Source organism: Gemmatirosa kalamazoonensis, assembly GCF_000522985.1.
GTDB lineage: Bacteria > Gemmatimonadota > Gemmatimonadetes > Gemmatimonadales > Gemmatimonadaceae > Gemmatirosa > Gemmatirosa kalamazoonensis.
In genome coordinates, this window is record NZ_CP007128.1 from 2,071,149 (window position 1) to 2,086,397 (window position 15,249).

Sequence of the window (15,249 nt, forward strand, 5' to 3'; positions counted from 1 at the left end):
GTGTACTTTCGCCGCATGCCGCGCCACCTCGTCGCCGCGCTCGTCGTCGCGTCGCTCGCCGCCTGTCGGGCAGGCGAGCCCGGCGACGCGCCCGCGGCGAAGGGCGGCGCCGACCGGCCGGCCGCGACCGAGGTGCGGGCGGCGTCGTTCGATCCGGCGGCGTGGCGCGCCCCCGCCGACTCCGAGATCCCGACCGACTCGCTCGGCGCGTCGATCCGGCGCGGGCTCGCGCTGCTGCAGCACACGCCGGACAGCCTGCCGCACTACGCGCCGGGACGCATCGCGTGCCGCAACTGTCACCTGGACGGCGGACGGAACGTCGACGCGGCACCGCTCGCCGGCTCGCACGCGCGCTTCCCGAAGTACATGGAGCGCACCGGGGCGACGATCACGCTCGCCGACCGCGTGAACTACTGCTTCACGCGGTCGCTCGCCGGGCGGCGGCTGCCGGTGGAGAGCCGCGAGATGAGCGACATCCTCGCGTACCTCGCGTTCATCTCGCGCGGCGTGCCGGTCGGCGCGAAGCTGCCCGGCGCCGGCGGCCTGGTGGCGATGAAGGACACGCTCGTCGGCGACACGCTGCGCGGCGCGTCCGTCTTCCGCGGCAAGTGCGCCGCGTGCCACGGCGCCGACGGGGCGGGCAACCCCGCGATCCCGCCCGGCGTGCCGGCGCTGTGGGGCGCCAAGTCGTACAGCGTCGGGGCGTCGATGGCGCGCGAGGAGCGCGCGGCGACGTTCATCTGGCACAACATGCCGTTCGGCGCGGGCAAGACGCTCACGCCCCAGGAAGCGTTCGACGTGGCGGCGTACGTGAACGCGCACGCGCGCCCCGACTCGCCGGGGAAGGAGCTCGACTGGCCCGCCGGCGGCGCGCCTAACGACGTGCCGTACGACACGAAGTCGGGCCACAAGGCCCACCGTCCCCCGCCCGTCCTGCCGCGCACGAACGCCGACGGCGCCATCGTGCCCCGTCCGCCGCGCGCGGCGACGCTCTGACCCCCCTCCGCACAGTCTCCGATGCCTGACCAGGACGGATCCCCTCCGCCCCTCTCCCGACGCGCGCTCCTCGGCGGCGCCGCCGCCGCCGCCGGCGGCGCGGTGCTCGGCGCATGGACGCAGCCGCCTAACGCGCCTAACGCAGCCACCGCGCAGCCCAACGCGAAGGCCGGCGCGGTGTCGGAGGCGGCGCGCGCCGCGCAGCCGAGCGAGCCGGCGCCGAACGCCGGGCCGCCCGGACCGCCGCAGGCGCCGCCCGATCCCACGAAGGTGCCCGGCCCGCCGTCGGAGGCGCTGGGACCGCGCTCGCCGTTCGAGACGCCCGCGCTCGCGCCGACCGGCGTGACGACCGGCGCGGCGAACACGCCGCTGCAGGCGCTCGCCGGCACCATCACGCCGTCGGACCTCCACTTCCAGCGCCACCACGCCGGCGTCGCCATCATCGACCCGGCGCGATGGGAGCTGCTCGTGCACGGCCTCGTCGACCGCCCGACCATGTTCACGCTCGCGGACCTCAAGCGCCTGCCGAGCGTGACGCGCACCTGCTTCGTGGAGTGCTCGGGGAACGGCCGCGCCGCGTACCGCACGCCGAAGCGCGAGATGACGCCGCAGGACGTCGACGGCATGTCGAGCAACAGCGAGTGGACGGGCGTCCCGGCGTCGGTGCTGCTGCGCGAGGTGGGCGTGCAGCGCGGGGCGTCGTGGGTGCTCGCCGAGGGCGGCGACGCGTCCATGCTCACGCGCTCGGTGCCGATGGCGAAGCTGCTCGACGACGCGATCGTCGCCTACGCGCAGAACGGCGAAGCGCTGCGCGCGGCGAACGGCTACCCGGTGCGGCTCCTGCTCCCGGGGTTCGAGGGCAACATGTGCATCAAGTGGCTGCGGCGCCTCGAGGTGAAGACGGTGCCGAGCATGACGCGCAACGAGACCGCGAAGTACACCGACCCGCTGCCTAACGGCACGTCGCGGCAGTTCAGCTTCGAGATGGACGCGAAGTCGATCATCACGTCGCCGGCGTATCCCGAGCGGCTCGCGGGCCCCGGCTGGTGGCAGATCACGGGGCTCGCCTGGTCGGGGCGCGGACGCATCACGCGGGTCGAGGTGAGCACCGACGGCGGCCGCTCGTGGGCCGCCGCCGAGCTGCAGGGGCCCGTGCTGCCGAAGGCGTACACGCGCTTCAGCCACATGTGGCGATGGGACGGGCGCGCCACGCGCCTCATGAGCCGCGCCGTCGACGAGACGGGCTACACGCAGCCCACGCTCGCCGAGTTCCGGCGCGTGCGCGGGCCCGGCACCGACTACCACTACAACCACATCCGGGCGTGGGACGTGACGGCCGACGGACACGTGTTCTACGGGGTGAGCTGATGCGCGCCCGCATCGTTAGGCACCTCGCCGCGCTCGCGGCGGTCGCACCGGTGGCGTGCGCGCGCGACGCCTCGCCCGCGGCCGAGCGCTACGGCGTGGGACGCGCGGCGACGGCGCAGGAAGTCGCCGCGTGGGACATCGACGTCGACACCACGGGCCACGGGCTGCCCGCGGGGCGCGGCACCGCGGCCGAGGGCGCGCAGGTGTACGCGGCGAAGTGCGCGAGCTGCCACGGCGCGAAGGGCGAGGGGCAGGGCGCCTTCCCGAAGCTCGTGCAGCCGGCGGCGCTCGACCCGGTGACGCGCGACTCGTTCCCGTTCGATCGCGACTTCAAGATCGCGAAGACGGTGGGCAACTACTGGCCGTACGCGACGACGCTCTACGACTACGTGCGCCACGCGATGCCGTACACGCAGCCCGGATCGCTGACCCCCGACGAGACGTACGCCGTGGTCGCGTATCTCCTGGCGGAGAACCACGTGATCCCCGGCGACGCCGTGATGGACGCGCGCTCGCTGCCCCGCGTGGTGATGCCCGCGCGCCGACACTTCGTCCCCGACGACCGGAAGGGGGCGACGGTGCGCTGACCGACGGCCGCGCGACGCGTCACCGGCGCGACGCTTGCGCAACGGGCGAGCGGCGTCGTGGTTCGCGGAGCAGTCGTCGGAGGTCGGCGAGATGGCGCGGAACGGTGGTCTGCCCGGCCACGTGGAGCGTGCGTCCGGCTCGGTGGTGCGGGTGCTCCGGTCTCCCGCGCTCGGAGCGCGCGCGCGGGCCCTCGTCGTGCCGCGCGCGGCGCCCTCGCCGCCGCGGCGGCGTCGGCTCGCGCCGTGGCTGTGGGTGCTCGTGACGCCGCTGGTCGTGCTGCTTCCCGCCGCCTCGTCCGACGAGGACGTGCCCTCGGGGCAGGTAGCCGGGGCCCCGATCGCCGTAGCGTCGGGGGGCGAGGTCGCGCTGGACGCGGTGGCGCTGGACGCGGTGGCGGCGAACCGCTTCGCCGACTGGGAGGCACGGCAGCGCGACGGCGCGGTCGATGGGCTGGCGCGGCGCGAGTCGGTGGCCGAGGGGATCCGCCTGCTCGCCGCGGCGCTCGAGGAGGCGACCGCGGGGCGGGGCGAGCGGTTGCGGGAGACGCTCGATCTCATGCGGTGGCACGGCGAGCAGCTCCTCGTCCCGGCCGGCGACGCCGCGACGGCCGACTACGCCGATGCCGGGCACGCGCACGCCGCGTTTGCCCACGCCGCGCGCCTGCTCGCCGCGGTTCCCGACGGGCCCGGAGGCGTCGCGGGGGAGCTCGGTCGGTCGGCGGACGCGGTCGGGCCGCTGCCCCTCGGTCAGCAGGCCGGCGCCGTGCGCGCGTTCTTCCACCGCGCGGCGACGGTGCTCGCGGCATCGCAGGCGCCGTGACGCGACCGCCGGGATAGCGAGCGCGAGGGTGTACGGCGATTTCTGCCGTACGTGCACGGAACGGATGTCACGATCGCGTAATGGCCCATCTTGGAGCGTTCCACGATTCAGACGTTCTGCGTTTCGGGCACACGGAAGATTGACGGACCCGGTGCGGCGGCGTACATTCGCGAAGCAGCCGGCATTCGGTCCGCCGCGTCACCACGGCTCCCCGACCATGCTCCGCACCCGTCGCTTCGTAAATCAGCCGCTTCCGACCCGTGCCTCCCTTCTCGGAGTCGCGCGTGACCGGACGCGGATGCGAATGCGCTGAGTGAGACACCGCTCTGCAATCGCGCCCCCGCTCCGGTCCGGATGCGGGGGCGTCGTCGTGTGGGGTGTCGGAGGTTCGGGGGGCTCGCGCAGGAGGGAGGAAACGCTGATGGGGAGTTCCGAGAGTCCGAGGCACGTCCGCCGTGAGACGGAGGAGCGCTGAATGCGGAAGATCAACACTCGCAACTTCCACCGGGCCAGCCGCTCGACCTCGCGCGAGGTCAACCGCCAGATCGTGCTGAACCTGATCCGCGAGCAGCAGCCGATCTCGCGGGCGGATCTCGCGCGGCGCATGGAGGTCGCGCGTTCCGCGCTGACGCTCATCGTACGCGAGCTCGTCGCGTCGGGCTCGATCTACGAGAGCGTGGACGACTCGGGCACGCACGGGCTCGGGCGACGCCCGACGCTCCTGCGCGTGCGCACGAACGCGCAGCTCGCCATCGCGGTCGACGTCCGCTCGACGGACACGACGATCGCGCTCGCCGACTTCTCCGGGCAGGTGCTCGCGCGCGACACGTTCGCGACGCCCGACACCCCCGAGGCGCTCATCGACGAGCTGGCCGAGCGCATCCCGGTGCTGCACCCGCCGCCGGCCGGCGGCCTCGGCGCCGGCCACGGCGAGCGGCGCGGCGTGGCGATCGTCGTGCCGGGGATGGTCGACGGACGCACCGGCCGCGTGCTGTACGCGCCGCGGCTGCGCTGGCGTGACGTGGATCTCTGCGCGCCGCTCTCCCGACGGCTCGGATTGCCGGTGTACCTCGAGAACGCCCCGATCGCGTGCGCGCTGGCGCGACTCTGGCTCGCACCGGAGGAGACGGCAGCCGTGCGCAACTTCGCGTATGTCAGCATCTCCGAGGGGGTCGGCGTGGGGCTCGTGGCGAACGGGGAGGCATTGCGGGGCGAGGCGCACACCGCCGGCGAGTTCGGTCACGTGCTGCTCGATCCACACGGCCCGACGTGCGTGTGCGGCAAGCGCGGGTGCTGGGAGTCGTTCACGTGCAACGCGATGACGGTGGAGCGGTACGTGGAGCGCGTGATGCACCGACGGGCCCGCCGCGCCGCCGGCGAGCGGTGGAGCGACGCGACGCTGAGCGCCGATGCGTACGCCCGCCCCACGACGGTCGAGGAGATCGTCGGGCGCGCGGGGCGTGGGGAGGAGGAGGCGATCTGGGCGCTGGCCGAGACCGGCTGGTACATCGGGCGCGGGCTCGCGTCCGTCGTGAGCGCGTTCAACCCGGGGCGCATCTACGTCGGCGGCGAGATCACGGCGGGCTGGGCCTTCATCGAGGGCCCGCTGCGCCAGGCGCTGACCGAGGGGACGCTCACCGAGGCGGCGCGCCTCACGCCGGTCCTGCCGGACCGCCGCCCGGCCGAATACCGACTGTTGGGCGCGGTCGCCCTGGTCGCGGCGCCGACGTTCGCCGCACCGCCCGTCGCCTGAGCTCGAGCCTCATTCCCGGAGTAGAGATGTCCGCACGAAATCCGACCGTCCCCGACGCCGCCGTGCTCGCGTTCCTCGACGGATGGCGCGAGCTGCAGCACGGCGACATCACCGCGGGCGGCTCCCTCGTCGTGCGCTACGAGCCGTCGCGCTTCCGGGCGTCGGCGAAGGAGATCGTCGGCTACGCGCGCTTCCTTCCCGGTGGCCAGATCCGGCACGCGACACTGCGCGAGCGGCGGGCGCCGCGCACCACGGCGGTCGCCGCCGAGATCGCGGTGCCGCCGGAGACGGATCAGGTGGAGCTGTGGTTCCAGTGCGTCGACGCGGACGGCGAGACGGTCTGGGACAGTCGGTTCGGCGAGAACTACCGCTTCGAGGTCGTGCGTCCGCGGCCGCGTCCGACGGACTCGCTGCACGCGCGCGCCGGCGCGACGGTCGACGCGGCGCTCATCACGGTGGCCGAGGACGCGGCGGTGAAGGAGAACGCGTTCGAGAGCCGTCCCGGCTACCCGTCGAACTCGACGAGCCTGCAGACGAGCCTCCACGTCGCGGCGCGCGTGCGTCGTCCGGTGGACCCGGACGGCGTGTGGGTGGACGTGCACTTCTTCGACGCCCAGGCGACGCTGATCCACGGCGACACGCTGCCGCTGCGCCGCGCCGGCCCGTCGGACGCGGATCACGACCTCTTCGTGCTCGACGGGGTGCTCTACCAGGGCTCCGTCGCCACGCCCGGCTCGGTGACGCCGCGCCCCGACGTGCGCAGCGTGCAGTATCGGCTCTACTGCCAGGTCGGCGACCGCATCGTCACCGACGGCGTGCTGCATCGGTGCTTCCTGGCGACCGACGCAGTCAGCGGCTGATCGGATCTCACGCGGAGGTCGGCGAGGACTGCGGCTCGGCCGCTTCGAATTGAACCGCAGAGGACGCGGAGGGCCGCAGAGGACTGCCTCTTCCTGCCTTTCTTGATATTGAACCACAGAGGACACGGAGGACACAGAGGAAACCAACAATCGAAGTGGTTCTCCTCCGTGTCCTCCGTGTCCTCTGTGGTTCAAATCAAGAGGGCAGTCCTCTGCGGCCCTCTGCGTCCTCTGCGGTTCATTCACACAGCCAAGGCAGTTCTCCGCGTGCTCCGCGTGAGACACTACCGCAACATCGCCCGCACCGCCGCGTAGTCGATCTTCGCGTTGTGCCGACGGTCGGTCGGCATGGTGTCGACGCTCGCGACGTCGTCGAGGTGGGCCCAGGAGAGGGCGCCCAACAGCGTCGGCACGTCGACGTCGGCGCCACGCTCGACGACGAGGACGCGGCGACCGTGGTGCGCGACGACGGCGACGCGGCGCGGGCCGAGCATCGCGCGGGCGGCCGCTTCGGCGGCGAACGGGTACAGCGTGCCGCGCGCGTCGACGATCGCGGCGGCCGCGCGGCCGAGGAGCCACAGGCGTCCGCGCTCGTCGAGATAGCCGGCGTCGCCGGTGCGATGCCACACGACGTCGTCGACGCGCACCTTCGTCTCGGCGTCGCCGATGCCGCGCAGGTAGCCGCGCACGACGTGCGCGCCGGCGACGACGATCTCGCCCGGCTCGCCGGGCGCGCACCGCAGCGCCTCCAGCTCCGCGGCGCCTAACGGTCCGAGCGGCGCGTCCGGACGCGCGTGTATGATGCGCAGCGACACGCACGCGTCGGGCGTCCCGGCGAGCAGCCCGCGGCCGGCGCGCGTCGCCGCGTGATCGTCGGGCGACAGCTCGTCGTCGCGCACGTGGGCGATCGGCTCGGCCTCCGTGGAGCCGTACACGGCGACGATCCGCGCGTCGCGGGCGGCGCGCTTCACGCGCGCCACGAGGTCCGGAAACACCGGCCCACCGCCGGTGACGACCGACGCCAACCGAGCGAGCGCCCCGTCGGTGGACGCGTCGACGAGACGCTCGAGGAACGCGGGCGACGCGGTCACGCGGCCCACGTCGTGCTCGGCGAGCTGCGCGAGCACCGGTGCCGGGTCGATCGCGCCGGGACGTCGCAGGTCGGCGTCGGGGAGCACGGTCGTGGCGCCGGCCGCGAGGTTCACGAGCACCACGATCGGCAGGCTCACGAGCTCGCGCTCCCCCGCGCGCGCGGCGAGCGGCCGCAGCGCGTCGAGCTGCGCGCGCAGGATGCCGTGCGTGCGCACCGCGGCCTTCGGCGTGCCGGTGCTGCCGCTCGTGAACGTGAGCAGCGCGGGCGCGTCGGCGTCGCACGGATGCAGCGGCGCGTCGGCGCCGCCTAACGGGAGGCGTGCGGCGCTTGGCACCCACCCCCGCGTGACGAGCTTCACGGGAATGCGCCGTATCGCGCGGCTGACGAGCCGCAGCAGGTGCGCCTTGCGGCTCGCGACGAGCGCGGCGGGCGGCCACATCGCGCACGCCGCGTCGAGCACCCCGCGGCCGGCCGACGGCTCGACGAACATCGCCACCGCGCCGACGCGGAAGACCGCAGCGAGCGCCGCGTACAGCTCCACGCTCGGCGGCGCGAAGAACAGCACCGCGTCGCCGGCGCGCACGCCGCGCGCGACGAGCAGCGCCGCCGTCGCGCGCGCCGCGGCGTCGAGCGCGGCGAACGTCGTCGCGCGCGTGCGCCCGCCTACGCGTTCGACGAGCGCCGGCGCGTCGGGGCGCTCGGCCACCGGTCCGGCGAGCAGCTCGGCGACGTTCACCGCGGCACGCCAGCGCGCGCGCTCGCGAGCGCGCGCGCGAACAGCGTGTAGCGGCGCATGGTGGCGCCGGTGCGCGCGCTCACCGACTGCGACGCGGCGTTCGTCTCGTGCATCAGCGCGTGGATGGCCCGTGTGAAGCCCAGCGCGGCGGCCGTGCGATGCGTGCGGTGCACCATCCATCCACCGAGCCCGCCGTAGCGCTCGCGCTCCGGCAGCACGGCGACGGTCTTCACGATGACGGTGCGCGGCGGCTCGCCGCGCGCCACCTCGAGCGCGTCGGGGATGCTGAACGCGAAGCCGACCGCGCGTTCCTCGTGCTCGGCGAGGAGCGCCAGCTCGGGGCGCACCAGCCGGCGCACCGCCTGGTACTGCGCGGCGAACTCGCGCTCGGCGATCGGCGTGTACAGCAGGTTCGCGCGGAAGCTCACCGCGGCGACGGAGTAGATCGCCCGCAGCTCGTCGTCGAACCGTGCGAGGTCGACCGGCCTGACGGTCACGCCCGACGCCGTCAGACGCTCGGCCGCCGCCTCGGCGCGCGGGTCGGGGCGCGTGAGGTCGGTGGCGAGCGCGGAGGTGTACTGCGCGAGCGGCGCGAACCCGGCCGCCTCGAACCACGCGGGCCACGCGTCGGGGTTCGTGGGCTCGAGGAAGAACGGCGGCTCGTCGCCGCGCTCGGTGACGAGGCGATAGCGCCGCCAGGTGTTGCCGTCCATCGGACCGACGGCGAGCGTGCAGCCGCGCGCCGCGAGCGCGTCGCACGCGGCATCGAGCAGCAGCCGCGCGGCTTCCGCGTCCGCCGCGCCGAAGTGGCCGATGGCGCCGACGCGGTGCGCCTCGTACGGCGGCGCGTCGGTCCACCAGAGCGAGCAGCGCGCGCGGAGCGCGGCACCCGCACGCACGACGAGGCTCGCATCGGGCGCCTGGCGCGCGATGTCGTCGACGTCAGGCGCGGGCCACTCCGGCGGCGCGGGCTCGGCGGCGAGCTCGCTCGGGTCCAACCGCATGATCGAGAACGGTCGCGTCATCGGTGCGCCCGTGCGTCGTTCCCCATTGAAACGCGAAGGACGTGGCGTCGTGCACCGTGCGTCATCGCCCCAGCTCCGTCATGACCAGGCCGAACGCCGACGCACCGAGTCCGAGCAGCGCCTGGCGGGCCCACGGATACTCGTGGTTCTTGCGCCCCTGCAGGTCGGGCACCGCGAGCGTGAACGCGATCGCGCCCGCGACGAGCGCCGCGTAGCCGGCGACCGCGTCGAACAGCACCGAGTGCGCGGGCCCGGTCACGACGACGTACGGCGTGAGCACGACGGCCCACGCGACCGTGGCGGTGGCGAGCACGACGCGCCACCGCGACGCGCTGCGGCGGAAGTCGCGCCACCAGGTGACGCCGATGAAGCAGAGGTTCGCGGCGAAGACGAGCGTGTACGGGAAGTAGAAGTCGGGGCGCCGCAGCACGACGGCGAGCAGCAGCCAGAGCATGCCGCACGACGTCACCGAGAACAGCGCGATGATGTCGTGTGGCCGCTCGCGGATCTGATGGTGGCGCGGCCACGCGATGGTGTACGCGACGAGCAGCACCGACGGCGGCACGAGCCAGCGCCATCCGCCGACCGACCACGCGACGTATCCCACGAGCACGCCGGCGAGCATCGCCGAATCGGTGAGCGTGCGGCGGCGGCGGAGCCCGAGCACGAGCACGAGCAGCGCGACCGTCACGGCGAACCGACGCGCGAGCGCCGCCGCGTCGAGCGCGATCGATGCGCGCAGCAGCAGGAAGCCGCCGAACGGGATGAACAGGTTGTCGAGCCCGCGCCACGCGACCGCCTCGAGCAGCATCACGAGCACGCCGAACGTGAGGCCGATGAACACCGACTCCGCGCGGCCGACGGTCGTGAAGAGCAACAGCGGGAGATGCGTGGCGAGGAACGCGACGAGGAAGAACGCGATCGATCCCTCGGCGCTCTTGCCGCCGTCGGCACCCTCGAAGCGGTGCTGGCCGTAGCGCACGCCGACGAGCGCCGCCACCGCGTCGGCGAACGCGAGGGTGAGGATCGGCACCGTGTACAGGATCCGGTCGCCGCGCGCGAGCACGAACAGCCCCGTCGCCGCGACGGGGAAGTACAGGTCGCCGAGCGACGCGCGGTCGACGCCGTGCACCACGCCACCGACCTGCGTGCGGAGCGCGGGCACGTAGCGCAGCGCGAGCAGCGTGCACACGGCGACCGCGCCGAGCAGCAGCACCGGCCACACGTCGCTGAACAGCCAGGGGAAGGAGAGCGTCGCGAGCCCGAGGCCGACGTGCGCCGTCTTGCGCATGACCTCCGGGTGCGGCGCCCAGCGCGCGCGCACGGCGCGCAGCACCACGAGCATCGCGACGAGCGCGACGACGAGGATGCCGACGCCGATCCACGGCGCGGGCGCCGCGATCACGCGACGACCTCCTCGAGCACGAAGTCGCCGTAGAAGAACGTCTTGTCGGCGTCGTGCAGCCGGCGCGCGTCGGGGAGCGCTCGGAGCCGGCGCGGCAGGTACTCGGCGCCGTGGCGCGGCACGAGCAGGTTCCAGTACGCGAGGCGCGCCCCGGGGGTCGCCGCGTCGCACAGCCGCTCGAGGAGCGCGGTGGCGTTCGGCACCGACACGTACTCGAAGATGTTGCTCAGGTTCGCGCGGTCGAAGCCGTCGATGACGCCGCGGTCGGCGAGCGTCTCGAGCGGCTCGCAGTGCCACTCCAACCGGTCGAGATGGTCGCGAATGGCGTCGAAATGCTCCGCGCGCAGCGCGTGCGGAAGCGCCGCGCGGTGCTCGCCGGTGAGGATCCACGCGACGTACGGGTTCTCCGACGGGTCGAGGTCGACGAGCGCGTGGCGCACGCGGTCTCGCAGGTGCTCGGCGGGGCTGCGCTCGGCGTAGCGGAAGAAGCTCGGGTCGCGGCCGAGTCGCCCGAGCACCGTCTCGGAGAAGAACATCCGGAAGAGCAGCCGCCAGCGCCACGTGTCCCAGCGGTCGTCGTGGAACGCGCGGCGCGCGGCAGGGTCGCGGGGAGCGAGCGCCGCCTCCACCGTCGCGCGGCGATGCACGAGCGGGAGCACGCGCTCGCGGAAGATGCGGAAGTAGTTCTCGAACTTCCCCGCGGCGCCGATGCCGCGCGCCACGGCGTCGGCGCGCGAATCCCAGAAGCGGCGGGCGTCGGGTGACAGCGCCGCGCGACAGCGGGCGTACAGCGTGCCGCGCCCGACGCTCGGCCGCGACCCGACGAGCTCCAGCAGCTCGGCGTGCGACAGCGTGCGATAGGCGGCGACGCGCAGCTCGAGCGCGGCCAGCTGGGCCGGGTTGAGGTCCACCGCCACGACGCGCGCGGGGCGCTGGGCGAGCAGCGAGAGCGTGTTGTCGCCGGCCGACGCGATCGACAGCACCGTGTCGCCCGGCCTAACGGCGAGCCCCTCGACCAGGATGTCGGCGTCCTCCCACACCTGCGCGTAGCGGAGGATGGACGTGAAGTCGGCGTGCGCCGCGGCCTCGCTGCGGAGGGCGTCGGTGGTCACAGGCGGCGCACCTCGCCCGTACGGCCGTCGAGCTCCACCTCGTCGCCGGTGCGCAGCCACGTCGTGAGCCCGTCGATCGCGATGACGGCGGGGAGGCCCAGCTCGCGCGCCACGATCGCGGAGTGCGAGAGCAGGCTGCCGCGCTCGACGAGCAGCGCGCTCGCGGCGGGGAAGAGCATCACCCATCCCGGGTCGGTGCGCTCGGCGACGAGGATCTCGCCGGGCTCCATGACCGCCTCGCGCGGGTCGCGCACGACGCGCACGCGGCCGCGCACGACGCCCGGGTGGCAGCCGGTGCCGCGCCGTTCGTCGCCGCCTAACGATGCCGGCGGCGTGGGATCGGCGCGCCGCGCGAGGAAGTCGTGGCCGACGTGCACCGGACCGCGCGTGTCGAAGCGGCCGGCCGGTGCGGGCATGGCGCGCCAGCGCGCGAACTCCGCAGCGCGGGCGGCGACGATCGGGCGCAGGTCGGCGCTCGCCGTCGTCGCGCCGGGCCAGCCGAGCGCCTCGTCCACGGTGAGCCAGAAGACGTCGCGCGGCTCGTCGAGCACGCCGAGCGCGGCGTAGCGCTTTCCCAGCTCGACGAAGATGCGCCTGACGCGGCCGAACACGCGCGTGCGCTCGAAGCGCAGGTTCTCGCGGTCACGCACGCGGCGGCGCGCGCGACGCAGCACCCAGCGAAAGATCGCCCGCCTGACCGGATGGCCGCGCAGCGCGTCGTCGGCGCGGGCCTCGGCGGCCGCGCGCACGTCGACACGCGGCGCGCGGTCGGAGGGGTGCGCGCCGCGCGCGCGGGCGAGGCGGCCGACGGAGCGCACGAGCAGCAGCGGGTCGTCGCCGAGCGTCTCGGTCTCCAGCTTCAGCTCCTCGAGGCAACGGTCGCCGAACGTCGCGAGGTAGTCGTCGAGCTCCGCGGCGAGCACGGGATGCGCGGCGACGGCGGCACGCGCGGCGTCGGGGGCCGCGTCGCAGAGCGCGGCGACGACCGCGGGGTCGCTCGCGGCGATGGCGGCCATGCGCTCGATGCGACGCGCCGGCTCGGCGCTGACGATCGCTCCCTCGCCGGCGACGAGATCGTTCTGCAGGGTCTCGTCGGCGTCGCCGCACCAGCGCGCGGCCAGCCTGCGCAGCACGCCGTAGAAGATCATCGCGAAGAAGTCGTTCACGAGCGGCGTGTCCCACCGCGCGAGCAGCCGGCGCTCCAGGTCGCGATAGTGCGCCACCAGCTCGTCGGGCCGCATGGCCGCGAGGTCGACGCCGCCGAGCGCATCGTCGAGACGCGACCGGAACGACGCGACGTCGCGGTCGAGCCGAGCATGCGCGCGCACGAGCCCCCACACGGTGCCTAACAGCGCGACGGCGTCGGCGAGGCGCTCGCGCGTCGTGGCGGCGGGCACGCGGTCCGCCACCTCGGCCGGCAGCCCCTCCTTCACGCCCATCATCTGCTCCATGAACGGGCGGTTGAGCCGGTAGCCGGGGAGGAGCGCGAGGATGCGGTACCAGCTCACGAGGTTGTAGTAGACGCGTCCGCGCACGAGCCCGAGCATCGCGCGCAGCGCATCCGCCTCGGCGTCGATGCGCCGCTCGGGGACGCCGACGATGCGGCAGAACTGGCGATAGACGGCCTCGTACACGTAGCGCGCGAACGAGTACGTGAGCGGCGTGGTGACGCCGCCGTAGCTCTCGGCGATGTTGCTGTCGTCCCACACGGCGAGCGCGCCGTCGGGGTCGGGGAGCGCGGCGAGCGACGTGACGGGGCGCGACTGGAGCAGCCACAGCGTGCCGCTCTCGATCGCCCACTCGACGTCCTGCGGTCGGCCGAAGTGGCGCTCGGCCGCGCGCGCGAGGTCGGCGACGCGCCGCACGGTGTCGTCGTCGAGCGCGGGCCGGTCGCCGACGATCGCGCGGTGGACGACGGCGCCGGCGCGGTCGACGTGCCAGAGATCCGCGTCGGCCTCGCCGCTCACGAGCCGGTCGCCGAGCCCGCGCACCGCGCTCACGACGCAGACCGCGCGCCGACCGGACACCGGGTCGGCGCTGAACGCGACGCCGGCGGCGTCGGCGTTCACCATGCGCTGCACGAGCGCGGCCGGGAGCGTGCCGTGCGCGAGGCCGTGCTGCGCGCGGTAGGCGGTGACGCGCTCGGCGCGCGCGGCACGCCACACGTCGCGCACGCGCTCGGGCACGTCGACCGGCGACACGTTCAGGTAGGACTCGAACTGACCCGCGAAGGAGTGCGCGGCGCCGTCCTCCTCGACGGCGGAGGAGCGGACGGCCAACAACTGGCTGCCCGGCGCGAGCGCGCGCACCGCGGCGCACAGCTCGTCGCGGAGCGCCTCGGGGAGTGGGGCGTCGGGGTCGGTGCCGTCGGGGGCGCGGAGCGCGAACCAGGGTGGCACGGGGAGCCCCGCCGCGGCGAGCGCGGCGAGCGACGCGGCCTTGCCTCCGATCTCGGCCGCCGAGCCCGCCCGCGCGATCGCGCCCGTCATCGCCGCGCGACGAACGGGACGACGCCGACGCCGAGGTAGAGCGCGATCGTCCAGACCCCGGCGAGCGTCTCCAGCCGGCGTCCCGCGCCCGGCGAAGGGACCGACACGAGGCGCGCACCCAGCACGACCGCGACGACGGCGAGGGTGCCTAACAGCCCCGCGACGAGCCACGCCGCGCCGACGTGCGCCGCGGCGACGGTGGCGAACGTGGCCGTCGCCGCGAGCACGCCGAGCCATGCAGCGACGGCGCGTCGCACGCCCCAGACGGCGGTGTACGTACGCACGCCGCGCTCCTCGTCGTGCGGCGCGCGGAGCTTGCGGCCGATCTCGACGACCATGCCGTTGCCGAAGCTCGCGGCGAGAAACCACGCGATGCCGGCGCCGACGTCGCGTCCCGCGCCGGCGGCGAGCCAGTCGCACGACGTCGCGTACAGGTCGATGAGCGGGATGACGAGCATGTGCGTCCACAGCACCGTCACCGGCCGGTCGGCGAGCCACGCGTGGAGCCAGAACTCCTTCGTCATGAGCGCGACGAACGCCCACGCCAGCGCGAGCGGCAGCAGGAGGCGCGGCGAGAGCCAGAGCGCCAGCCCGAGCTGCACGAGCGCGGCGAGCAGCCCGAGCCCGCGCAGCTCGCGCAGCGTGACGAGGCGGCGCGGCACGGGGCGGTACGGCCGGTGGCGCGCGTCGTCGCGGAAGTCCTTCAGCTCGTCCGAGACGCGGAGCTGGAAGAAGAACAGGAAGCAGCTCGCGAACGCCACGACGAAAGACGCGGTGGCGGCCGACGGCGGAGTGCCGTGCGCGCGCGCGCGGAGCAGCGCGGAGTAGCACACCGCCCCAGCGGAGAACGCGAGGATGAGCGCTCCGTGGGCGAGCACCGGGAACCGCTCGCGCTGGTAGACGACCCAGCGGGCGAGTCCCTGCGGCGCACGCCCCTCGGTGGGGTCGGCGGTGGGGGTCTGGGCGGCCATCGGTCTCTCCACGAAACCGATGCGCCCGCCTCCG

General features: G+C 74.4%; 12 protein-coding genes. 6 read left to right on the plus strand and 6 right to left on the minus strand.

All coding sequences use genetic code 11. The features are described from left to right. Positions 1–15 precede the first annotated feature (15 nt). The 6 genes from J421_RS08990 to J421_RS09015 all read left to right on the plus strand — a co-directional run bounded on the left by J421_RS08990 (position 16) and on the right by J421_RS09015 (position 6,384). Entirely contained in the window at positions 16–996 is a 981-nt protein-coding gene (locus tag J421_RS08990) for a c-type cytochrome (protein ID WP_025410846.1), read from the plus strand. 21 nt (positions 997–1,017) lie between these two features. After that, complete coding sequence (gene soxC / locus J421_RS08995) at positions 1,018–2,364, plus strand: sulfite dehydrogenase (RefSeq protein ID WP_025410847.1); 1,347 nt, start codon at positions 1,018–1,020, stop codon at positions 2,362–2,364. Beyond that, positions 2,364–2,951 (plus strand): c-type cytochrome, encoded by a 588-nt coding sequence (locus J421_RS09000; RefSeq protein WP_025410848.1) that lies wholly within the window; start codon positions 2,364–2,366, stop codon positions 2,949–2,951. Before soxC ends, J421_RS09000 begins: the two co-directional genes overlap by 1 nt. Positions 2,952–2,985: 34 nt before the next feature. Further along, positions 2,986–3,771, plus strand: coding sequence for a hypothetical protein (locus tag J421_RS09005; protein WP_025410849.1), 786 nt, complete (start codon positions 2,986–2,988; stop codon positions 3,769–3,771). Between the two features lie 475 nt (positions 3,772–4,246). Then, positions 4,247–5,524, plus strand: coding sequence for an ROK family transcriptional regulator (locus J421_RS09010; protein WP_025410850.1), 1,278 nt, complete (start codon positions 4,247–4,249; stop codon positions 5,522–5,524). 26 nt (positions 5,525–5,550) lie between these two features. Then, positions 5,551–6,384, plus strand: a complete 834-nt coding sequence (locus tag J421_RS09015) for a DUF6209 family protein (RefSeq protein ID WP_025410851.1) — start codon at positions 5,551–5,553, stop codon at positions 6,382–6,384. A 284-nt stretch (positions 6,385–6,668) separates the two neighbouring features. On the opposite strand, the gene J421_RS09020 is transcribed toward J421_RS09015, so the two are convergent. From J421_RS09020 to J421_RS09040, 6 genes are all read right to left on the minus strand, one after another. Beyond that, the gene (locus J421_RS09020; protein ID WP_025410852.1) at positions 6,669–8,213 is read right to left on the minus strand and encodes an AMP-binding protein; all 1,545 of its coding nucleotides are present in this window, start codon (positions 8,211–8,213) and stop codon (positions 6,669–6,671) included. Further along, positions 8,210–9,238, minus strand: coding sequence for a hypothetical protein (locus J421_RS32695; RefSeq protein ID WP_025410853.1), 1,029 nt, complete (start codon positions 9,236–9,238; stop codon positions 8,210–8,212). Before J421_RS32695 ends, J421_RS09020 begins: the two co-directional genes overlap by 4 nt. A gap of 61 nt (positions 9,239–9,299) precedes the next feature. Further along, positions 9,300–10,643, minus strand: coding sequence for a diacylglycerol/polyprenol kinase family protein (locus J421_RS09025; protein WP_025410854.1), 1,344 nt, complete (start codon positions 10,641–10,643; stop codon positions 9,300–9,302). Beyond that, complete coding sequence (locus J421_RS09030; RefSeq protein WP_104022432.1) at positions 10,640–11,755, minus strand: BtaA family protein; 1,116 nt, start codon at positions 11,753–11,755, stop codon at positions 10,640–10,642. The genes J421_RS09025 and J421_RS09030 overlap by 4 nt, the downstream gene beginning before the upstream one ends. Continuing rightward, positions 11,752–14,244 (minus strand): PEP/pyruvate-binding domain-containing protein, encoded by a 2,493-nt coding sequence (locus J421_RS09035; RefSeq protein WP_104022433.1) that lies wholly within the window; start codon positions 14,242–14,244, stop codon positions 11,752–11,754. The genes J421_RS09030 and J421_RS09035 overlap by 4 nt, the downstream gene beginning before the upstream one ends. Then, a complete protein-coding gene (locus tag J421_RS09040; RefSeq protein WP_025410855.1) occupies positions 14,241–15,215 on the minus strand; it encodes a UbiA family prenyltransferase in 975 nt (324 codons plus the stop codon). The genes J421_RS09035 and J421_RS09040 overlap by 4 nt, the downstream gene beginning before the upstream one ends. Positions 15,216–15,249 lie beyond the last annotated feature (34 nt).